We start from the raw sequence: 20,331 nt of genomic DNA, 5'->3' as shown, positions 1-20,331 counted from the left end.
CGTCGCGCTTGATGGCCAGCAGCGCCAGCCACAAGCCGATGTACAGGACCCAGGTCCAGGCGCGCAGCGCCGCGCTGGGCAAGGGCCGCGCGGCAGTGGCCGGCGGCGGGGGCGGCGGCGTGTCGGCGCCTTGCAGGGTGGGTTCTCTACGCGTGTCCACGGCGGCGCCGGTCATGAAATATTCTGCATCAGATGTTACCGTGCGGCCCGGTCAGGCGCAACGCGGCTCGCGCCGCCAGCCCACCCATTCGCCCTCGCCGGCAAAGTGCCGCGGGCCTCGGGCGGCCTGCGCCAGGCCCTCGCGCAGCGGCCGCAGGTCCAGCCCCGGCAGATGGCGCAGCAGGGCGGGCGGCAGCGCGTCGGCGTCGAGATGCTCCTGGCCGAACTCCACCGCCATCGGCGTGCCGTCTTCGATGACGCGCAGGTACCACAGGCCTTCCATGTAGTCGCCGTACCAGGGATCGGGGAATAGCGCCGGCGTGAAACGAAAGCCGAACTCGCACACGGCCTCCCAGGGCCAGGACTGCCGCCGGCCGGTGCCGTCGGGCACGCCCAGCGCGCGCGTGAAGCCCGCGTCATCGAAGCGGATGGTCTCGGCGTAGGGATCCGGGGCGGCGGGCGGGCGAACGAAAAGCCGTTTGAGGCGTGACCACATGCTGGCGGCAAGGCGATGGCGATGGCGGCAGTGTAGCGGGGCGATCGGGCGAGGAATGCTGCAAGAATGTTACAAGCATTGATTCACATCAACTCCGCGCCCCACCGCGCGGGGTAGGGTAGATGTTTTTTCCTGACGGCTCGCCGGCGACCGGCCGGCCGCGTCGGATCGCTCGACACGCATAGCAAGGACTGTATTGATGACGGACAAGATCGCGCCAGCCTCCGAACCTCCCGAAACCGGCAAGGACGACCCCCGCGCCGCCAAGCGCACCGCCGCGCCGCGGCGCGCGCGCACGGCTGCCAAGCCGGCCGCCAGGCAAGCCACTTCCAGGCAAGCCGCCGCCGAACGGTCCACCGCCAAACCGCCTGCCTCCAAACGCTCCATCGCCAAGCCGTCCTCGCCGCAGCCGCCCGCCTCGCCTGCCCTGGAGCCCGCGCTGCGGGCGCGCAAGCGTGTCAGCGCGCGCGAAGTCGCGGCGCGCCAGGAAACCACCGCGGTGTTGGCGGACATCGCCCGCCGCTACCAGGTGGGGCAGTCCGGCGAAGCCCACGAAGCGCTGCGAGCGGTCATCGAGGAACTGTCGCCGGACGATGCCGTGGCGGTGCATCGCGCGCTGCTGCAGGCCAACACCCAGGCCCCGGCCGCCCGGCGCAATCCCGACGAGGAACTGGCCACCGACTGGCGCGAGGGCATCTATCCCTATCGTCACCGCATGCTGCGGCGCAATTACGAAAAGCAGAAGTACGCCCTGCAGGTCGAGCTGCTGAAATTGCAGGCCTGGGTCAAGGCCACCGGCCAGCGCGTGGTGATTCTGTTCGAGGGCCGCGACGCGGCAGGCAAGGGCGGCACCATCAAGCGCATGATGGAACATCTCAATCCGCGCGGCGCGCGCGTGGTGGCGCTGGAAAAACCGTCCGATACCGAGCGCGGCCAGTGGTACTTCCAGCGCTACGTGCAGCACCTGCCGACCGCCGGCGAGATCGTCATGTTCGACCGCTCCTGGTACAACCGCGCCGGCGTCGAGCGCGTGATGGGTTTTTGCTCGGAAGACGAATACCTGCAATTCCTGCACCAGGTGCCCGACTTCGAACGGCACCTGGTCACCAGCGGCATCCACCTGATCAAGTTCTGGTTCTCGGTCAGCCAGGAGGAGCAACGCCGCCGTTTCCTGCAGCGCAAGGTGCATCCGCTCAAGCAGTGGAAACTCAGCCCGGTGGACCTGGCGTCGCTCGACAAGTGGGACGACTACACCCGCGCCAAGGAAGCCATGTTCGCGCACACCGACACCGCCGATGCGCCGTGGATCGTGGTCAAATCCGACTGCAAGAAGCGCGCGCGCCTGAACGCCATGCGCTACGTGCTGACCCGCTTGCCGTACGAAGGCAAGAGCGGCGCGCCGGAACTGGCGCTGGATCCATTGATCGTGGGGCGGGCGCTGTAGCCGCGCCGCATGCGGGCGCGGCCTACTTGCCGCGCATCTGGTCGATCAGGCGCCGGTCGCGCTTGGTCGGCCGCCCCGCCGCGATGTCCAGCGCCGGCTCGGGCGCCAGGCGCCGCATCTCGGCCGCGCGTTCGCGCGCGGCCACGCTCTCGGGGGTTTCCTCGTACAGCTGGCGCGCCGCCGGCGCCGGGCCGCGCACGCCGCTGACCGCCACCACCCGCACGTGCACCGCGGGATCTTCCTTGCGGATGCTGACCACGTCGCCGGCGCCGACCTCGCGCGCCGGCTTGGCCGGCTGGCCGTTGACCTGCACGCGGCCCTTGCCGATCTCGTCCACCGCCAGGCTGCGCGTCTTGTAGAACCGCGCCGCCCACAGCCATTTGTCGATCCGTATCTTGTCCATCGTCGTCATCGCGAAATTGCGCCATCAAGCGCACATGATAGCGGCTGGCGTCACGGTCCCTCGCGCAGCAGCGCGGCGAAGGCGCTGGCGGGCAGGGCGCGGCTGAAGAGAAAGCCCTGCATCGCATCGCAGCCTTCCTCGATCAGCATCTGGCGCTGCGCCTCGGTCTCCACGCCTTCGGCCAGCGTGCGCATGCCCAGCGAATGGGCCAGTCGCACCACGCCGCGGATCACGGCCGTGGCGGTCGGCACCTTGCCCAGCGCCCACACGAACGACTGGTCGATCTTGAGCGTGTCGATCGGCAGCCGCACCAGGTAGGCCAGGCTCGAATAGCCCGACCCGAAATCGTCCAGCGACGCCGAAATGCCGGCCTCGCGCAGCGCCGCCAGAATGCCGGAGGCTTTCTCCACGTCGCTCATCAGCGAGTTCTCGGTGACTTCCACGTCCAGCAGCGTCGGCGGCACGCCATGCACCGTCGCCAGGCGCACGATGGTCTTGGGCAGGTCGGGCGCGACCAGCTGGCGCGCCGACAGGTTGAACGAGATGCGCGGCACCGGCAGGCCTTCGGCCAGCCATTCGCTGATGTGCAGGCAGGTGGCGTTGGCCACCCATTCGGTCAGCGCCGATTCCAGCGGTGAATCCAGGATCACATCCAGGAATGCCGCTGGCCCGAGCAGGCCGCGGGTCGGGTGGCGCCAGCGCAGCAACGCCTCGGCGCCGCACAGCGAACCGTCGTGCATGCTGACCTGCGGCTGGAAGTGCAGTTCGAACTGGTTGTTGGTCAGTGCGCCCTGGATGTCGCCACGCAGCGACAGGCGCGCGCCCAGGCCCTGCATCAGCTCGCGGTGATAGGCGCGCACCTGGAAGCGGCCGGCCGACTTGGCGGCATACATCGCGGCGTCGGCGTAGTTCAACAGCGTTTCGGCGGACTCGCCGGGCGAGTTCAGCAGCGCGATGCCGATGCTGGCGCCCAGCGACAGCGAGCGTCCGTGCACATCGCTGGGACGCGACAGGGAATTCAGGATTGAATTGGCCAGGGCTTCGGCCGCGCGTTCGTTGGTGTCGCGCAGCACCAGCAGGAATTCGTCGCCGCCAACGCGGGCGCAGAAGATCGACGGCGTCAGGAATTTGCGCAGGCGATCCGCCACGTCGCACAGCAGCAGGTCGCCCTCGGCGTGGCCGAAGGCGTCATTGACTTCCTTGAAGCGGTCCAGGTCCAGGAACAGCACGGCCAGCGTGGCGCCCCGCGCGGCCAGCGCGGGTTCGGCCTCGGCAATCGCCGCCGACAGCGTCTCCATGCACTGGCGCCGGTTGGGCAGGCCGGTGAGGTAATCGTGGGTGGCCTGGTACTTGAGCTGCGCGGTCTCTTCGCGTTCGCGCGAGACGTCGCGCAACAGGATCGCCAGGCCGCCTTCATGGGGAAAGGCGCGCGCTTCGAACCAGGTGGCCAGGGGCGCGTAATAGCCGGTGTGATGAGCGGGGCGGCCGGTCTGCGCGGCCGCGCGACAGGCATCGTAATAGCCGGTGCCGACCAGGTCCGGACAGCTGTCCCACAGGCCGTGGCCCACCAGGTCCTGCCTGCTGCGCCGCAGCAGCCGTTCGGCGCCCGGATTGAGATAAGCGACGCGCCAGTCGCGGTCCAGCGACAGGAAACCGTCGGCCAGGGCATCGAGCGTGGCGCCGTCGACGCCGGCCGCCAGGCGCGCCGCCGCGTCGGGGGAGGGGGATGAGTCGTCGCTTGCCTGGTTCATCACGTTCCGGATTTCCCTGAGCACGATCAATGTGCTGTTTTATCGCATCGGCGAGTCGGCGTAAAAGCAAAAAAACGGCGCCCCGAAGGGCGCCCAAGACCGGCAAACCGGTATGCGGGCGCAGGGCGCCCGCCAGTACTCAATCCTCAATCCAGCTTCAGGCCGGCTTCCTTGACCACGCGCTGCCACTTGTCGATCTCGGCGCGGCGGAAGGTGTCCAGCTCGGCCGGCGTGGAGCCGATCGGCTCGGCGCCGATGCCTTCGAGCTGTTCGGCGATCTGCGGGTCCTTCAGCACCTTGGCCAGCGCCTGCGACACTTTGTTGACGATTTCCGGCGGCGTGCCGGCGGGCGCGAACACCGCGTTCCATTCGTAGGTTTCATAGCCGGGCACGCCGGATTCGGCGATGGTGGGCAGGTCCGGCGCGGCCTTGGAGCGTTGCGCGCCGCCGACGGCCACCGCGCGCAGCTTGCCGTTCTTCACGTGCTGCCAGGCCGAGCCCATGCTCGCGAACATCACCGGCACCTGGCCGGACATCACGTCGATCATGGCCGGGCCGCCGCCCTTGTAGGCGACGTGCTGCAGCTGGGTCTTGGCCAGCAGGTTGAACAGTTCGCCGGCCAGGTGCTGGGCCGAGCCGGGACCGGCCGAGGCGAAGTAGACCTGTTCCTTGCCGCCGGGCTGGCCCAGGCGGATCAGGTCGGCCACCGTCTTCACTTCGTACGACGGCGTCACCACCAGCACGTTGGGCACGCGCAACAGCAGCGACACCGGCGCGAAGGCGGTCAGGGTGTCGAACTGCATCTTGGGGTGCAGGGCCGGGTTCTGCGCGTGGTTGGAGGCGTCCAGCATCAGCGTGTAGCCGTCGGGCTGGGCCTTGGCGACCACCGCCCCGCCGATCATGCCGCCGGCGCCGCCACGGTTTTCAATGACCACCGGCTGGCCCAGTTCGGCCGCCAGCTTGGGGCCCAGCAGGCGGGCCACCACGTCCACCGTGCCGCCGGGCGGGTAGGTCACGACCAGCGTGACGGCGCGCTCGGGATAGGCGGCGGATGCCGCGCCGGCGGCGCTGGCCAACAGGCCGGCGGCGGCCAGCAGGCTGGCGCGGCGCGCGAGGCGTTTGAACAGAGGGGTCATTGGAATTCTCCTTGGAATTGGAACAGCCGCAACGGTGTGTCGGCGAGTACGGCGCGCCGTTGCGCGGGGTCATCGATCCAGTCGTCCAGCCACTGCGTGGCAGCGGCATACGACGCCAGGTGGCGATGCTCGGTATGGGGCCAGTCGCTGCCCCACATCAGGTGGGCCGGCGTGTAGGCGTCCAGCAGTTGCCGCGCGGCCTCGCGGCCCGACGTGGCACAGGCGGGGCCGGTCCAGTTGCGGTAGGGGGCCGACAGCTTGACCCAGACGCGGCCGCTGCCGGCTTGCCGCAGCAGGTACTGGAAGCCGGGGTCGGCGATGCCTTGCGCCGGATCGGGGCGGCCGAAATGGTCGACCACCACGCGGCATCCTGCCTGCAGCAAGGCCGGCATGATATCGGCCAGGCGCGCGGCCTGCACGTGGATCTCGACGTGCCAGCCGAGCGCGTTGACGCGCTCGAGCAGGTGGCGCCAGGCGGGCGCCGCCAGGTCGGGCAGGTCCAGGCCGATCAGGTTCAGGCGGATGCCGACCACGCCGGCCGCGGCCAGGGCCTGCAACCCGGCGTCGTCGATGGCGGGGTCCACCACCGCCACGCCACGCAGCCGCGCCGGCGCGGCGCGCAACGCCTGGAGCAGATGGCTGTTGTCGGTGCCCAGGAAGCTGGGCTGCACCAGCACTCCATGCGACAACCCATGCCCGTCCAGCAGCTCCAGGTACTGGGCCAGCGTGGCGTCGTAGTCGGGCGTGTGGCGGCGCGTGTCCGCCAGGGCCAGTCCCTGGTGGAAGACGTGGGCGTGGGTGTCGACGGCGGCGGTGGCCGGTAGGGGCAAGGCTGTCTCCTGCGATTTGCGGTGCATGCCCCAAGGGGGTGCACATCTGTAAGGTTCTGTAAGCGGGATTCTAGGCAGACAAGGTATAGTTTTCTATTCTGTAAAACTGCTTTATTCATATTGGATTGATATGGAAACCCGGCACCTGCGCTATTTCCTGGCCGTGGTCGACCACGGCAGCGTGAGCCGCGCCTCGGAATGGCTGGGCATCGCCCAGCCCGCCCTGAGCCAGGCCCTGGGCCGCATGGAAAAGGACCTGGGCGTGCGCCTGTTCGAACGCTCGCGCCAGGGTTCCACGCCGACGCCGGCGGCCCTGGCCATCCTGGAGGACGTGCGCGCCAGCATCGCCCGCATCGATGCCGCCGCGCGGCGCGCCCGGGAGATCGGCCGCGGCAGCGCCGGTCAGCTGACGGTGGGGCTGGTGTCGTCGGCGCTGTTCAACACCTTGCCGCGGGCGCTGCGCGAGATGCGGCGGCAGGCGCCCGGCGTGCGCGTGATCCTGCGCGAGATGAGCAACGCCGAGCAGGCCGAGGCCTTGCAGACCGGCGAGATCGATATCGGCTTGATGCACACCCCGGTGGCGGTGGGCGGCCGCATGCGCGAACGCCAGCTGCTGCGCGACCGGCTGGTGGCGGCGGTGCCGGACGAGTTCGACGTCGCCGCCGACGGCCAGGTGTCGATGGCGCAGATCGCCCAGGCCGGCCTGGTGATGTATCCGCAGTCGCAGTTGCCGGCGTTCTACGCCGACATCCTCGATGCCATGCGCAAGGGCGGCCATGACGCCCAGGTGGCGCAGGAGGCCAACCGCACGCTGACCGTGCTGGCCTGCGTGGCGGGCGGCTGCGGCGTGGCGCTGCTGCCCAGCTGGATCCGTTCCATGGATTTCCGCGGCGTGCGCTTTTGCGAGGTGCGCGACGGCGAACGCCTGCCCAGCTTCGACCTGAGCGCCATCTGGCCGGCCCGTTCGGTGCCGACGCTGGCGGACCTGTTCGCCAACCTCGACCTGGGCGGCGACTGAGCTTTCAGACTGAGCTTTCAATCCGCCCGGAGAATGCCTTTCAATTCGTCCGAAGAACGCTTAAGCCACGCTTAAGACGGCATTTTCGCCGGAACCGCGACATCCCCGCCGCTCTAAACAGAAACGGCATCGACGGGATGATTCATGGACCTGGACTGGCAGCAACAGTTGTGGGAAAGCGCGTGGTGGATGGCGCGCGCATTCGGCATCAGCGCCATCGCGCTGGCGCTGGTCGCGTGGGCGCTGTCGCGCTGGACCGATTGGGGACGCAAGTTCTGGCGCCTGGCCTGGCCCTACCTGACGCCGCGGCGCAGCTGGCGGCCGCTGCTGACGCTGGCCGCGCTGCTGTTCCTGGCGATGTTCTCGGTCCGCATGACCGTGCTGTTCTCGTTCTGGTACAACGGCTTCTACAGCGCATTGCAGGCGCTCGACCCGAGCGCGTTCTGGCGCTTGCTGGGCATTTTCTCGATCCTGGCCACGGTGCACGTGGTGCGCGCGCTGATCGACAGCTACGCCGGCCAGGCCTTCGACATCCATTGGCGCGTCTGGCTCAACGATCGGCTGACGGGCGATTGGCTGGACGCGCGCGCCTACTATCGCGGCCATTTCATCGAAGAACCGGTGGACAACCCCGACCAGCGCATCGAGCAGGACATCGCGGCGTTCGTGACCGGCTCGCGCACGCTGGCGATCGGCGCCCTCAGCGCCGTGGTGTCGCTGGTGGCGTTCACCGCGATCCTGTGGAACCTGTCCGGCGCGCTGGACGTGGCGGGGGTGGAGATCCCGCGCGCCATGGTGTTCATGGTGTACCTGTACGTCATCGTGGCCACGCTGTTCGCCTTTCGCATCGGCCGGCCGCTGATCCGCCTGAACTTCCTGTCCGAACGGCTGACCGCCAACTTCCGCTACGCGCTGCTGCGACTGCGCGAGAACGCCGAGAACGTGGCCTTCTACCAGGGCGAGGCGGTCGAGCGCGCCGCGCTCTGGACGCGCTTTTCGGCCTACATCGCCAACCTGTGGGCGCGTGTGTACCGGGGTTTGAAGTTCGACGGCTTCAACCTGGTCGTGAGCCAGGTGGCGGTGGTGTTTCCGTTCCTGCTGCAGGCGCAGCGCTTTTTCAGCGGCGCGATCAAGCTGGGCGACGTGATGCAGACCTCGCAGGCGTTCGGCCAGGTGCAGGATTCGCTGTCGTTCTTTCGCACCTCGTACGACGCGTTCGCGCAGTACCGCGCCACCCTCAACCGCCTGGCCGGCTTCCTCGATGCCAACGCGGCGGCGCGCGCGCTGCCGGCGATCGAGGCGCAGCCGCTGCCGGACGCGCTGCAGATCACCGGACTGGACGTGTCGCGTCCCGATGGCCGGGCGTTGCTGCGGAGCCTGGATCTTTCGCTGCGTCCCGGGCAGGCGCTGCTGATCAAGGGGCCGTCCGGCAGCGGCAAGACCACCTTGCTGCGCGCCCTGGCGGGCCTGTGGCCCCATGCGCGCGGAACGGTGCGGCGGCCGCAGGGCGCGGCGGCGCTGTTCCTGTCGCAGCGTCCCTATCTGCCGCTGGGCAAGCTGCGCGATGCCGTGGCCTATCCCGGGCATGCGCGGCCGGGGGACGATGCGCGCCTTGCGTTGGCACTGCGCGCGGTGAACCTGGGGCACCTGGCCGGCCGGCTGGATCACGAGGCCGACTGGTCGCGCATCCTCTCGATCGGCGAACAGCAGCGCGTGGCATTCGCCCGCGTGCTGTTCAACCGGCCGGCCATCGTGTTCCTGGACGAGGCCACCTCGGCCACCGACGAAGGGCTGGAACACATGCTGTACGGCTTGCTGCGCGAGCAACTGCCCGGCGCCATGCTGGTCAGCGTCGGCCATCGCAGCACGCTCGATGCGTTCCATACCCACCGGCTGGATCTGGATGGCAAAGGCGGCTGGAACACCGGCTCGCTGGCCGCGGGGCCCGTGCCGGCGTTGGCGTGTGCGGCGGCCTAGTGCGCTGTCCCGCAGATACGCCCGGCGCCTGTCAGGTGCCCACCCGCAGCGGACCGGTCAGCTTGCGCAGCGCCGCGATCACGCTCTGCGCGGTGATGCGGCCGGTCTTGGGATTGGCCGACGGGATGTTCTGGATTTCCATCGAGAACGAGGCGGAATCGGACACCACTTCGACGCGGTGCACGTTGCGTTCCAGCGACGGGTCGGCCCAGATCTCCAGCGTGGTGCGGTCCGGGCCGATGCCGGCCAGCGACACGCTCACGGCCACGTTCAGGTTGGCCGGGAAACCCACCGCCGCTTCGCGCGGCGAGCCGCGGAAGATCAGGCGCGGTTCGGTGATGCCGTCGATGTCGATGTTGTTGTCGGTCAGGTAGGGCGCGCCCAGCAGGCCGCGCACCGGCTTGCGCGTGATCATCGTGACCGAGTGGATCTCGCCCTCGGCCGCGGCGGTGATGGCGTCCAGCCCCAGGATGGCGCCGGACGGCACCAGGATCTGGCCCTGGTGGCGCCGCGCCAGTTCGATCAGGTCGTCGTGGCGCAGCAGCGCGCCGGAACTCAGCACCACCAGCTTCTTGCCGGCCTTGAGCACCGGCTCGGCCAGTTCGCGGAACACGGCGGCGGGAGCGCATTCGACCACCACGTCGCAATGCCCGGCCAGTTCGCCGATGGTGGTGAAAACCGGCGTGGCGTTCTGCCAGGCCACCGCGGGCGCGGCCTTGGGATCGCGCACCGCCACGGCGGCCAGGGTCAGGCCGGGCAGGCCGGCGTCCAGGGATTGCGCCACGGCCTGGCCGATGGCGCCGAAGCCGGCGATGCCGACGCGGTAGCTGTTCATGGAGTTTTCCGGAAGGTGGGGCGCGGCGCGCCGCGCAAGCTTGGAAGCCGGCCGGCGGCAGCTGATCCGGCCAGGGTCGGCGGTCACTGTAGCGATGGCCCGGGCAGGCGTCAATCGGATGCCGGTGGCGCGGGCCGCGCGGCGTACACTCGCCCTTCGTGTCCCACCATCACCAGGAGCAGGGCCATGCGGATTTCCGCTGAAACCCCCGACGAGATCGCGGCCATCTTCGCCTTGACCCAGGAGGCCTTTCGCGACCACCCGCACAGCCAGCATACCGAGGGCTACATCATCGACGCCCTGCGCGCGGCCGGCGCGTTGACGCTGTCGCTGGTGGCGCATGAAGCGGGCATGGCGGTGGGGCACGCGGCCTTTTCGCCGGTCGCCATCGGCGACGGCGCGGCCGGCTGGTACGGGCTGGGGCCGGTGGCGGTGCTGCCGGCCATGCAGGGCCGTGGCATCGGCGCGGCGTTGATCGAGGCGGGCCTGGCCGAGCTCGAAGCGCGCGGCGCGGCCGGCTGCGTGGTGCTGGGCGAGCCGGCGTACTACACGCGCTTCGGCTTTGCGCGGATGCCGGCGCTGACCTATCCCGGCGTGCCGCCGGAGTACTTCATGGCGCGGGTTTTCACGCGGCCGGCGGCCGGCGTGGTGACCTACCACGCGGGGTTCGCGGCCAGCGGGCCGGCCGCCGGCTGACGCAGCGGCGTTCGCCGCGCCGCCCGGCATGCGCCCGCGCACGTGCGCCGCCTGCGTGTGCCACCGGCTCCGCGCCAGTGGCACACGTCCCGTCGCTAGCTGCCTTTCTTGGCCTTGGCCATGTAGTCCACCGTCAGGTTCGACAGCGCCCGCACGCCGTTGATCAGCCCCGACTCGTCCACGTAGAAGCGCGGCGAATGGTTGGGCGCGGCGGTTTCCGGATTGACGTCCTTGGGCGTGACGCCCAGATAGAAGAACATGCCCGGCACCTTCTCCTGGTAGAACGAGAAGTCCTCCGACGCCGTCGACTTGGGCTGCAGGCCGTAGTTGCCTTCGCCCGCCACGCGCCGCAGCGTCGCGCCCATTTCCTCGGTCAGGCCGGGGTTGTTGACGGTAGCGTTGTACAGCTCCACCACGCGCACGTCGGCCTTGGCCCCGGCGCTTTGCGCGATCTGCGTGGCGGTGCGTTCGATGCGCTGGTGGATGTCCTTCTTCATGCCTTCGTCATACGTGCGGATGGTGCCCGTCATGGCGACGCTGTCCGGCACGATGTTCATGCGGTTGCCGCCGTGGATCGCGCCCACGGTGATGACGGCCGGCTCCAGCATGCTGTTGATCTGGCGGCTGGGAATGGTCTGCAGGCCCAGGATGATCTGCGAACTGACCACGATCGGGTCGATGCCCGACCACGGCCGCGCGCCATGCGTCTGCTTGCCGGTCACGTCGATCCAGAACTGGTCGGCCGCGGCCATCGCCGGGCCGCTACGCCACGACAGCTTGCCCACCGGATAGCTGCTGGACACGTGCAGGCCGAAGATCGCGTCGACCTTGGGATTGTCCAGCACGCCTTCCTGCACCATCATCTTGGCGCCCCAGATCTTCTTGCCGTCCGGCTCGAAGTCGGCCGGGCTTTCCTCGGCCGGCTGGAAGATGAACTTGACGCTGCCGGGCAATTGGTCCTTCATGCCGGCAAGCACTTCGGCGGTGGCCATCAGGATGGCGGTGTGGGCGTCATGGCCGCAGGCGTGCATCACGTCCACTTCCTTGCCCAGGTAGGTGCCCTTGGCCTTGGAGGCGAACGGCACGTCCACCTGTTCCTTCACCGGCAGCGCGTCCATGTCGGCGCGCAGCGCCACCACCGGGCCGGGCTTGCCGCCCTTGAGCAAGGCCACCACGCCGGTGCCGGCCACGCCGGTCTTCACTTCCATGCCGAGCGCGCGCAGATGGTCGGCCACCAGCTTGGACGTGCGCGTTTCCTGGTTGCCCAGTTCGGGGTGCTGGTGGATGTCGCGGCGCCAGGCGATGAGCTTGTCTTCGATGGCCTTGGCGCGCTGGTCGATCTGCGTGGCCAGCTCGGGGATGGGCGCGGGCGCCAGCGGCCCCTGCGTGCCGGGCGCGCTTTGCGCGGCGGCCGGGCCGCTGAACGCCAGGTGCGCGGCCAGCGCCAGCGGGGCCAGCCGGAACAGGATCTTGCGGTGTTGCATGGCATGTCTCCTCTTGGTTGTTAACCTGTTATTGGGCGGAGATATTACCGGAGCGCACCCGCGATGGCGCGCTTGTTACGCCTGCTTAAAAACGCGGCTGTTTGATTCCGGGCGCTGGAATTCCGCGCCTTGGAATTGCGCGTCCCGCCCGGGTTTCGGCGGCTCGCCGCGAGGCCCGCGCAGTGTCGTCGGATCCACGCGGCGGCGGTTCGCGCGGCGGCGTCCGGCGTCGCCGCGACGATGCGCGCGCCTGTCGCCTACGCGGCCCGCAGCACCGGCCGCGCGCCGCGCGTGACCCACAACAGCAGCAGCGCCGCCAGCAGCGAGGCCACGCCGGCGCCGGCCATGGCGGCATGGAAACCGTCGGCCAATGCGTCGGCGAACAACGCCGCCACGCCATCGGGTTGCGCCGGCAGCGCGTGCTGGGTGACCGCCACGCGCGCCACCGCCCGCGCATCCGCCTGGCCCAGCCGCGCCAGCGCCGCGGCCAGGTGGTCGACCGCGCGGCCGCTCATCAGCGCGCCCAGCAGCGCGATGCCGATGGTCATGCCAGTCTGGCGCAGCGCGTTCATGGTGGCCGAAGCCATGCCCGAGCGCTCGCGCGGCACCGTCGCCATCACCGCCATGCTGGTGGCCGGCACCGCCAATCCCATGCCCAGGCCCAGCAGCACCATCAACGATCCGGAAAGCGCGTAGGGCGTGTGCGCGTCGAAACTCATCATGCCCAGCATGGCCGCGCCGACCATGCCGTAGCCGGCGATCATCAGCCGCGGCAGGCCGAAGCGCGGGTTCAGGCGGCCGAACACCGTCGACACGATCCCGGTGGCCACGAATTGCGGCGCCAGTTGCCAGCCTGCCTCCAGCGGCGACAGGCCGCGCACGTGCTGCAGGTAGAGCGAGAAGAAGAACAGGCTGCTGTAGGCGCCGAATCCCATCACGAACGAGGCGAAGTTGGTGCTGGCGAAGCCGGCGTCGCGGAACAGGCCCAGCGGCAGGATGGGGCGCGCCACGGTGTGCTCGACCCACAGGAAGGCGACCAGCCCGATCGCGGCCACGGCCAGCGCGGCGATAGTGGCCGGCGCCTGCCAGCCGTGCTCGCCGGCGGTGATCAGGCCATAGGTCAGCGCGCCCAGCCAGACCACGCTCAGGGCCTGGCCGGCGGGATCGAAGGCGGCATGTTCGGGATGCGCGCTTTCCTGGATGCCCCAGGCGCCCAGCGCGATCGCCAGCGCCCCCACCGGCAGGTTGATCAGGAAGATGCTCTGCCAACTGAAGTGCGCCACCAGCAGGCCGCCCAGCATGGGTCCCACGATCAGCGAGATGGCATTGCACGAGGCCCACAGGCCGATGGCGCGGGCGCGCTCGGCGGGGTCGGGGAAGGCCTGGGTCAGCAGCGACATCGCGCCCGGTATCAGCAGCGCGCCGGCCACGCCCTGCACCGCGCGGCCCGCCAGCAGCAGCGGCAGGTTGTCGGCCAGCCCGCAGAACGCCGAGCCGATCGTGAACAGCACGACGCCCGCCAGCCACGAACGCTTGCGGCCATAGCGGTCGCCCAGCGGCCCGGCCGACAGCATGAACGCCGACAGGAACAGCGCGTAGGCGTCCACCACCCATTGCAGGCCGGCCATGTCGATGCGCAGCGCCGCCTGCATGGTGGGCAGGGCGACGTTGACGATGCTGATGTCCAGGATGGTGATGAAACTGCCCAGGTTGACGGCGAACACCAGGGCGCGGCGGCGGGAGGCAAGCATGCGGAAGGGCCGTGAAGGGGATGGAAAATCGTATTCTAGTAATCGACTGACCGTCGGTCAATAAATAAAAAGATGCATTCCCGATTGTTCCCGGACCGCGCGCCAGGCGCGTCCTCTACACTGGAGATCGTTGAAAATGAAAGGATTCCCGCCCGCGATGGCCTCCGCTTCCGCCAAGTCCGCCGCCAGGACGCCCACGTCCGCCGAGCCCGCGCGGCGCACCAAACCCGCGCCGGTGCGCCTGGATGAACTGATGGCAGCCGCCGAAGACCTGTTCGTGCGCCAGGGCGTCGAAGCCACCACCATCGACCAGATCGTGGCGCGGGCCGGCGTGGCCAAGGGCACCTTCTATCACTACTTTTCGTCCAAGGCGGATGTGCTGGCGGCGCTGCGCGCCAAGTTCTCGCAGGGGTTCCTGGACCGCATCGACGCGGCCATGGCGGCCTGTGCGCCGGACGACGGGGTGGCGCGGCTGCGGGCCTGGACGCGCGCCGGCGTGCACGCCTATTTCGACGGCTATGCCTTGCACGACGTTGTGTTTCACGACGTCAACCACCCGCATCGCGGCGCCACCGAGCGCGCGGCGGTGCTGGCGCAGGCCGAGGCCATGTTGCGCGCCGGCCAGCGATCCGGCTGCTGGCGGCTGACGCAGCCGGGATTGACCGCGATCCTGCTGTACCACGGCATGCATGGCGCGGTCGATGATGCCATCGCGCGCGGCGCGGCCGACGCCGACGCGCTGGCCGCCAGCCTGATCCCCCCGTTCCTGCGGCTGGTGGGCGCGCCTACTGCAGCTTGATCCCCAGTTCCTTGATCAACGGCCCCATCTCGGCGCGATCGGCGGCGATGGTGTCGGCCAGCTCCCGCGCGCTGCCGCCGATCGGAATCATGCCCAGCGTTTCCATCTGCGCCTTCATCGCGGGTTCCTTGAGGATGTCCGCCACCGATTGCTGGATCCGCGCCACGCGCTCGGCCGGCACGCCGGCTGGCGCCATCAGGCCGATCCACGGCTGCGGCGCATAGTCGCCCATGCCCGATTCGCGCAGGGTCGGCGTGTCGGGCAGGCCGGCGAAGCGGGTCGGGCTGGTGATGGCCAGCGCGCGCAGGCGGCCGCTGTCGATCAGGCCTTTGGAGCTTGAAGGCGCGTCCAGCCCCACGTCGAGTTGTCCGCCGATCAGGTCGTTCTGCGTCTTGCCGGACGAGGACGACGGGATATACAAGGCCTTGATGCCGGCGCGCCGCGCGGTCTGTTCCCACACCAGGTGGAAGGCCGTGCCGATGGAGAACGAGCCCACCGCCAGGCTGCGCGTCTTGCTCTCGCGCACGAAATCCTGCCAGGTCCTGATCGGGCTGTCGCTGGGCACGATGAAGATGAACGGCGTGCGCGCCACCAGCGCCACCGGCTGCAGGTCTTTCTGCGGATCGAACGGCAGGCTGTCGACCGCGAACGGCACGATGGTCACCGACGACGCCACCACCATGCCCAGCGTGTAGCCGTCGGGCGCCGACTTCACCAGCGCGCCGGTGCTGATGATGCCCGACGCGCCCGGCTTGTTCTCCACCACCACCGGCTGGCCCCAGGCGGTCGACAGCTTGCTGGCGAGCACGCGCAGCATCACGTCCACCGGGCCGCCTGGCGGGTTGGAAACGATGATCTTGACCGGCTTGTCCGGATAGGCCGCGCCGGCGGCCGCGGGCAGCAGCAGGGCGAGCGCGAAGGCGAGTTGCTTGAGCATTGGTATTCCCCTTGTCGGTGTTGGATGCGCCGGGTCTTGCGCCCGGCGTCCGGCTTCAGGCCAGGACTTGCTGATGCGGCGCGGGCGCCCAGCCGGGCGCCTCGCCGCGGATGAATGCGATCCAGGCGCGTTGCGTCGCCCGGGCCAGCGTGGCGGCCTGCGTGGGCGGCAGGCCGCGCAGCATGGGCGCGGCGGCAAAGGCCGCGAGCGTGTCGAAGACGAACGGCAGCTCGATGCAATGGCAGGCCCGGAAGCGAGGCGTGGGCGCCACGTCGAAGCGCGCCAGCCAGGCCTGGCGGCCCTGCGCGGCGGCATCCGCGGCCCATTGCCGCGAGGGCGCGCCGAACACGGCTTCGCTGGCCAGCGCGCAGTCGGGGCCGTCGCCGTCCGGGAAGGCCGCCATTTCGTCGCGGGTGTAGCTGACCAGCACGTCCGCGCGGCCGGCCGCCGATTTCAAGGCGGGCGCGATGTCGGCGGGCAGCACCTGGCCGTCCAGCACCGGCCCGAACAGGCTGCGGCGGCTGCCTTCGGCCTCGAGGGCGGCAATCACCTGGGGCGCCCGCTGCGCGCTCAGCAGGCGCTCGACCGGCAGGGCGCGGGCCTGTTCAAGATCGCCGGCGCCGGCGGCGTCCAGAAACACCTGCCCCAATGCCGCGGCCTGCGCGCTGCTGCGAAAGCCGCGGCCAAGCGCCGCGCTTTGCAGGATGGCGCGGCCAAAGCGCGGGCGCCGCGCCAGTATGGCGCAGATCGACGACGCGCCGGCCGACTGGCCCATCAGCGTGACGCGGGCGGGGTCGCCGCCCAGGTCCTGGATGTTGTCGAGCACCCAGTCGATGGCGCATTCCTGGTCCAGCAGTCCCACGTTGGCGGTCTGGCCGGGCACGTGCAGCCAGCCCAGCGCGGCCAGCCGGTAGTTCACCGCCACCACCACCAGGTCGCCGCGCGCCGCCAGGGCGGCGCCGTCATACCAGTCGAGCGCGCCGCCACCGCTTTGCCAGGCGCCGCCATGCAGCCACACCACCACCGGCCGGCGGCGCTCATCGGCGGCGGGCGTCCACACCGTCAGGTGCAGGCAGTCTTCGGCCTGCGGCGCCTCGAAGTCACCCATGGCGCCGCGCAGGCGCGACGGCAGTTGCGGCGCCACGCTGCCCGGGCGGGTGGCGTCGCGCGGACCTTGCCAGCGGGCCGGCTCGGGCGGCGCGAAGCGCAGCGCTCCGACGGGCGGCTCGGCGTAGGGAATGGCGCTGAAGCGGCACACGCCGCCGTCGCGCAAACCGGTCAACATGCCGGCGCGCAGCCGGGCCTGGACGGTGTCAGTCATGTGGTCTTGCCCCTTGTCGTCATGGTCTCTGGCGGGCGGCGTGCAGGGCCGCCGTCCGCTCGGGACTATGGTAGGGACGAAAGGGGCCGGGCGGGCATGCCGGTTTCGAACCGGGTCATGCGCAACCCGCATGGCCGGGCCGCGGGCGCGGACCGGCCTACTTCAGGATGCGCGCATCCATGCTGTTGTCGGCCAGCGCCTGGGCCTGCGCCTGGCTCATGCCCAGGTGCTCGTAGAGCGCATGGAAGTTCTCGGTGACGTAGCCGCCGAAGTAGGCCGGATCGTCGGAGTTGACCGTGACCTTCACGCCGGCATCCAGCAACGACAGGATGTTGTGCTGCGACATGTGCTCGAACACGCGCAGGCGGGTGTTCGACAGCGGACACACGGTCAGCGGGATCTGCTCGTCGATCAGGCGCGCCATCAGGCGCGGGTCCTCGGCGGCGCGCACGCCGTGGTCGATGCGCAGCACCTTCAGCAGATCCAGCGCCTCCCAGATGTATTCGGGCGGGCCTTCCTCGCCGGCGTGGGCCACGGCCGGCAGGCCCTCGGCGCGGGCGCGGTCGAAGACGCGTTGGAACAGGCGCGGCGGAAAGCCCTTTTCGCTGCTGTCCAGGCCCACGGCGATGAAAGCGTCGCGGTAGGGCAGCGCTTCTTCCAGCGTGCGCATGGCCTGTTCTTCGGGCAGGTGGCGCAGGAAGCTGAGGATCAGCCCGCTGCTGATGCCGAGCTTCTTGCGGCCGTCCTCCAGCGCCTGGCTGATGCCGTCCAGCACCACCTTGAACGGCACGCCGCGGTCGGTGTGGGTCTGCGGATCGAAGAAGGGCTCGGTGTGCACCACGTTCTGCTCGTGGCATTTGACCAGGTAGTCCCAGGTCAGGTCGTAGAAGTCCTGCTCGGTGCGCAGCACGTCGGCGCCGCGGTAGTACAGGTCGAGGAATTCCTGCAGGTTGCCGTAGTCATAGGCCGCGCGCAGGGCATCCATGTCGGGCCACGGCAGCGCCACGCCGTTGCGGTGGGCCAGCCGGAACAGCAGCTCGGGTTCGAGCGTGCCTTCCAGGTGCAGGTGCAGTTCCGCCTTGGGCAAGGTGTTGAGCCAGTCGTACATGGGCGCTCCTAAGTAGGGGTATTGATGGCCAGCGCCACGGTATCGGCGAAGGCGCGGGCCTGGCGGGTGCTGGGACGGTCGCGGCGCCAGATGGCCGCCAGCGGCGATCTGCGCAGCGCCGGCCGGGCCGCCAGCACCAGCACTTCGCCGCGCGCCGCGCGCACCGCCGCGACGCTGCCCGGCAGCATCCACAGGTAAGGACCGACCGTGAGCATCTCGCGGCCGAATTCCAGCGACAGGGCGCCGATCATATCCGGAATCGGCAGGCCTTCGCGGTGCAGCACCATTTCCAGTTCGCCGCGGATGCGGCTGCCGGGCAGGGCGGTGATCCACGGATAGGCCACGCAGTCGGCCAGCGTGGCGTCGGCGCGGTCCGCCAGCGGATGATCGGGGGCGCAGACCAGCACCACCGGGTCGTCCAGCAGGTTGGCCGAGCGGTAGATGCGCGGATCCACCGTGGACGAGAAGCGGCTGATCAGCACGTCCAGCGCGCCCGCGTCCAGATCGTCGATCAGCCGCTCGTGGGTGCCGATCTCCAGCGTCAGCGTGATGCGCGGATAGGCCTGGCGAAAACGCGTGGCCGCCTGCGCCACCGGCCAGCCGGCGAACATCGAGAAACAGCCCACCGTCAGGCTGCCCTCGTCGCCGCGCGACAGCGCCGCCAGGTCGATCTCGGCCTTGCGGAACCCGGTCAGCAGCTGGCGCGCGTGGCGGCACATGGCCTCGCCCAGCGGCGTGCAACTGGTGCCGCGGGCGGTGCGCTCGAACAGCCGCGCGCCCACCAGCTCCTCGATCTCGGCGATGGCGCGCGACAGGCCGGACTGCGTGCTGTGCAGCTGCGCCGCCGCCTTGGACAGATTGCCCAGCTCGGCCACCGTCAGCACGATTTCCAGGTGCCGGGTGCGGAGTTTTCCTTTGAAGGGCGTCATGGCGGGCAGGGCAGTGGCAATGCGCCGATTATTGACCCGCGCCGGGTCCTTGGCAACGCGGCCCTGGCGTTTCGGTATAGTTCGTCGCCAGGGAGGCGGCTGTGCGATGCGCATGACGACAAGGCGGGGATCCGGGCGGCGCAGGGCCGTGCCAAGATGGCCGGTGGCCGGGCTCGCGCTGGCGCTGGCCATGCTGGCCGGCTGCGGCGTGTCGACCGTGGACGAGGTGCGCGTGGCCTGGCCGCCGTTCAACGACGGCACGGCGCTGGTGTTGCCGTCGGACCCCGCGCAATGTCCGGACCTGTCCGGCACCTACCGCGTCGCGGGCGAACCGCGCGCGGGCGAGGCGGCCGCCGGGGTTGGCGACCTGCGCCGTTTCCTGGCCTACACGCTGGACCTGCCGGGCCTGCCGGATACCGCGGAACACGCCTGGCGCCCCACGCCGGCCGCCAGCGTCACCTTCAACGCGGCGCCGCAAGGCTGGCAAGTGGTGGCCGACGACGGCCAAGGGGGCCGGTTCTCGGGCCTGCTGCCCCTGCGCGACGCCACGGCCGGCGTCGACCGCCCGGCCGACGGCCCGCTGGCGGCCCTGCCCGGCGTCCAGCATTTTGGCGGCTGCATCCAGGGCCGTTTCTGGATCAGCGCCCGGCGCGACTGGCGCCAGTACGAATCCATGGGCGTGTTCCGCACCGTGGCGCTGCTGCGGCCACAGGCGGGCGGGCTGCAGGTGAGCGTGCAGCGCGAGTCGCACAGCATCGGCCTGCTGCCGTGGTATTCGTCGGATGAGGTGCGGTCGCAGTATTGGTTCGGGCCGGAGCGCGCGAGCCGTTAGCGAAGCACGGGTAACGACCCCTTTCTCTTGGCAATGCGCCGGTTCGATTTCGGCGCCCGCTCGCGGTACGATCCGGGCTGACTTCGATTTTTCAGGATAACCATGCGACAGAATGCGCTTCGCACCCGAATCGATCCCCTGGCGCGCGTGGTGCTGGCCGCCGCGCTGAGCGTCGCTGCCTTGGGCGCCGCCCAGGCCCAGTCGCCTGCTTCGGCCACCGGCACGCGCAGTCCCGGAGCCCAGCCTTCCCCGTCCGGACCGGTGCTGACGCCCAAGCGCAGCTTCGACGATCCGGCCACGCCGGCAGCGGCCCCTGCCGCCGCGCCCGCGGCCACGCCGGACGATTCGCCGGCCGCTCCGCCGACAAACATGCGTACGCCTGTCGCCGCGCCGGCCGCCACGCCCGCGGCGGCGCCGGCCCATGC

General features: G+C 70.1%; 18 protein-coding genes and 1 pseudogene. 7 read left to right on the top strand and 12 right to left on the bottom strand.

Going from position 1 to position 20,331, the window contains the following annotated elements; translation table 11 throughout:
- Positions 1–211 precede the first annotated feature (211 nt).
- The gene (locus DK459_RS25615) at positions 212–655 is read right to left on the bottom strand and encodes a hypothetical protein (protein ID WP_006384859.1); all 444 of its coding nucleotides are present in this window, start codon (positions 653–655) and stop codon (positions 212–214) included.
- Between the two features lie 199 nt (positions 656–854).
- Here DK459_RS25615 and ppk2 point away from each other — a divergent pair, with 199 nt between their 5' ends.
- A complete protein-coding gene (gene ppk2 / locus DK459_RS25610; protein WP_006384858.1) occupies positions 855–2,099 on the top strand; it encodes a polyphosphate kinase 2 in 1,245 nt (414 codons plus the stop codon).
- A 22-nt stretch (positions 2,100–2,121) separates the two neighbouring features.
- On the opposite strand, the gene DK459_RS25605 is transcribed toward ppk2, so the two are convergent.
- The 4 genes from DK459_RS25605 to DK459_RS25590 form a co-directional block, all read right to left on the bottom strand.
- Entirely contained in the window at positions 2,122–2,502 is a 381-nt protein-coding gene (locus DK459_RS25605; RefSeq protein ID WP_049055401.1) for an RNA-binding S4 domain-containing protein, read from the bottom strand.
- 50 nt (positions 2,503–2,552) lie between these two features.
- Positions 2,553–4,253: a bifunctional diguanylate cyclase/phosphodiesterase gene (locus DK459_RS25600; RefSeq protein WP_223203204.1), complete on the bottom strand. Its 1,701-nt coding sequence runs from the start codon at positions 4,251–4,253 to the stop codon at positions 2,553–2,555.
- Positions 4,254–4,399: 146 nt separating this feature from the next.
- Positions 4,400–5,389 (bottom strand): tripartite tricarboxylate transporter substrate binding protein, encoded by a 990-nt coding sequence (locus DK459_RS25595; RefSeq protein WP_006384856.1) that lies wholly within the window; start codon positions 5,387–5,389, stop codon positions 4,400–4,402.
- Positions 5,386–6,246, bottom strand: a complete 861-nt coding sequence (locus tag DK459_RS25590) for an amidohydrolase (RefSeq protein WP_049055395.1) — start codon at positions 6,244–6,246, stop codon at positions 5,386–5,388. The genes DK459_RS25595 and DK459_RS25590 overlap by 4 nt, the downstream gene beginning before the upstream one ends.
- 103 nt (positions 6,247–6,349) lie before the next feature.
- Here DK459_RS25590 and DK459_RS25585 point away from each other — a divergent pair, with 103 nt between their 5' ends.
- Positions 6,350–7,237, top strand: a complete 888-nt coding sequence (locus DK459_RS25585; RefSeq protein WP_020928548.1) for a LysR family transcriptional regulator — start codon at positions 6,350–6,352, stop codon at positions 7,235–7,237.
- Positions 7,238–7,381: 144 nt separating this feature from the next.
- Positions 7,382–9,214 (top strand): ABC transporter ATP-binding protein/permease, encoded by a 1,833-nt coding sequence (locus tag DK459_RS25580; protein ID WP_024069608.1) that lies wholly within the window; start codon positions 7,382–7,384, stop codon positions 9,212–9,214.
- A gap of 31 nt (positions 9,215–9,245) precedes the next feature.
- Here DK459_RS25580 and DK459_RS25575 read toward each other — a convergent pair whose 3' ends face one another.
- Positions 9,246–10,049: an aspartate dehydrogenase gene (locus tag DK459_RS25575; RefSeq protein WP_024069607.1), complete on the bottom strand. Its 804-nt coding sequence runs from the start codon at positions 10,047–10,049 to the stop codon at positions 9,246–9,248.
- Positions 10,050–10,235: 186 nt separating this feature from the next.
- Here DK459_RS25575 and DK459_RS25570 point away from each other — a divergent pair, with 186 nt between their 5' ends.
- Positions 10,236–10,745, top strand: a complete 510-nt coding sequence (locus DK459_RS25570; protein WP_070542228.1) for a GNAT family N-acetyltransferase — start codon at positions 10,236–10,238, stop codon at positions 10,743–10,745.
- 95 nt (positions 10,746–10,840) lie between these two features.
- On the opposite strand, the gene DK459_RS25565 is transcribed toward DK459_RS25570, so the two are convergent.
- Together DK459_RS25565 and DK459_RS25560 are read right to left on the bottom strand one after the other, a co-directional pair.
- Positions 10,841–12,229, bottom strand: coding sequence for an amidohydrolase (locus DK459_RS25565; RefSeq protein ID WP_026383005.1), 1,389 nt, complete (start codon positions 12,227–12,229; stop codon positions 10,841–10,843).
- Positions 12,230–12,486: 257 nt separating this feature from the next.
- Positions 12,487–13,980: an MFS transporter gene (locus DK459_RS25560; RefSeq protein WP_026383004.1), complete on the bottom strand. Its 1,494-nt coding sequence runs from the start codon at positions 13,978–13,980 to the stop codon at positions 12,487–12,489.
- A gap of 157 nt (positions 13,981–14,137) precedes the next feature.
- Between DK459_RS25560 and DK459_RS25555 the strand changes: the two genes are divergently transcribed.
- Positions 14,138–14,779 (top strand): TetR/AcrR family transcriptional regulator, encoded by a 642-nt coding sequence (locus DK459_RS25555; RefSeq protein WP_006384922.1) that lies wholly within the window; start codon positions 14,138–14,140, stop codon positions 14,777–14,779.
- Here the strand turns inward: DK459_RS25555 and DK459_RS25550 are convergent.
- The 4 genes from DK459_RS25550 to DK459_RS25535 form a co-directional block, all read right to left on the bottom strand.
- Positions 14,766–15,716 carry a tripartite tricarboxylate transporter substrate binding protein gene (locus DK459_RS25550; RefSeq protein WP_006384921.1) on the bottom strand — a complete coding sequence of 317 codons (951 nt, stop codon included), beginning with the start codon at positions 15,714–15,716 and terminating at the stop codon, positions 14,766–14,768. The two genes, DK459_RS25555 and DK459_RS25550, sit on opposite strands and share 14 nt — an antisense overlap.
- Before the next feature lie 55 nt (positions 15,717–15,771).
- The gene (locus DK459_RS25545; protein WP_024069599.1) at positions 15,772–17,037 is read right to left on the bottom strand and encodes a carboxylesterase/lipase family protein; all 1,266 of its coding nucleotides are present in this window, start codon (positions 17,035–17,037) and stop codon (positions 15,772–15,774) included.
- Positions 17,038–17,194: 157 nt separating this feature from the next.
- Positions 17,195–18,145 carry an adenosine deaminase gene (locus tag DK459_RS25540; protein ID WP_006396140.1) on the bottom strand — a complete coding sequence of 317 codons (951 nt, stop codon included), beginning with the start codon at positions 18,143–18,145 and terminating at the stop codon, positions 17,195–17,197.
- A gap of 8 nt (positions 18,146–18,153) precedes the next feature.
- Positions 18,154–19,074 carry a LysR family transcriptional regulator gene (locus tag DK459_RS25535; RefSeq protein ID WP_020928537.1) on the bottom strand — a complete coding sequence of 307 codons (921 nt, stop codon included), beginning with the start codon at positions 19,072–19,074 and terminating at the stop codon, positions 18,154–18,156.
- Positions 19,075–19,222: 148 nt separating this feature from the next.
- Between DK459_RS25535 and DK459_RS25530 the strand changes: the two genes are divergently transcribed.
- Both DK459_RS25530 and DK459_RS30850 read left to right on the top strand, forming a co-directional pair.
- The gene (locus DK459_RS25530) at positions 19,223–19,906 is read left to right on the top strand and encodes a hypothetical protein (protein WP_038503997.1); all 684 of its coding nucleotides are present in this window, start codon (positions 19,223–19,225) and stop codon (positions 19,904–19,906) included.
- 102 nt (positions 19,907–20,008) lie between these two features.
- Positions 20,009–20,331, top strand: a pseudogene (locus DK459_RS30850) (lytic murein transglycosylase); the annotation flags it as partial.

Origin of the sequence: Achromobacter sp. RW408, assembly GCF_003184165.1 — a bacterium.
Taxonomy (GTDB): domain Bacteria; phylum Pseudomonadota; class Gammaproteobacteria; order Burkholderiales; family Burkholderiaceae_B; genus Achromobacter; species Achromobacter xylosoxidans.
The sequence above is the reverse complement of the archived record's forward strand: the minus strand, read 5'-3'. Positions and strand labels throughout refer to the sequence as shown.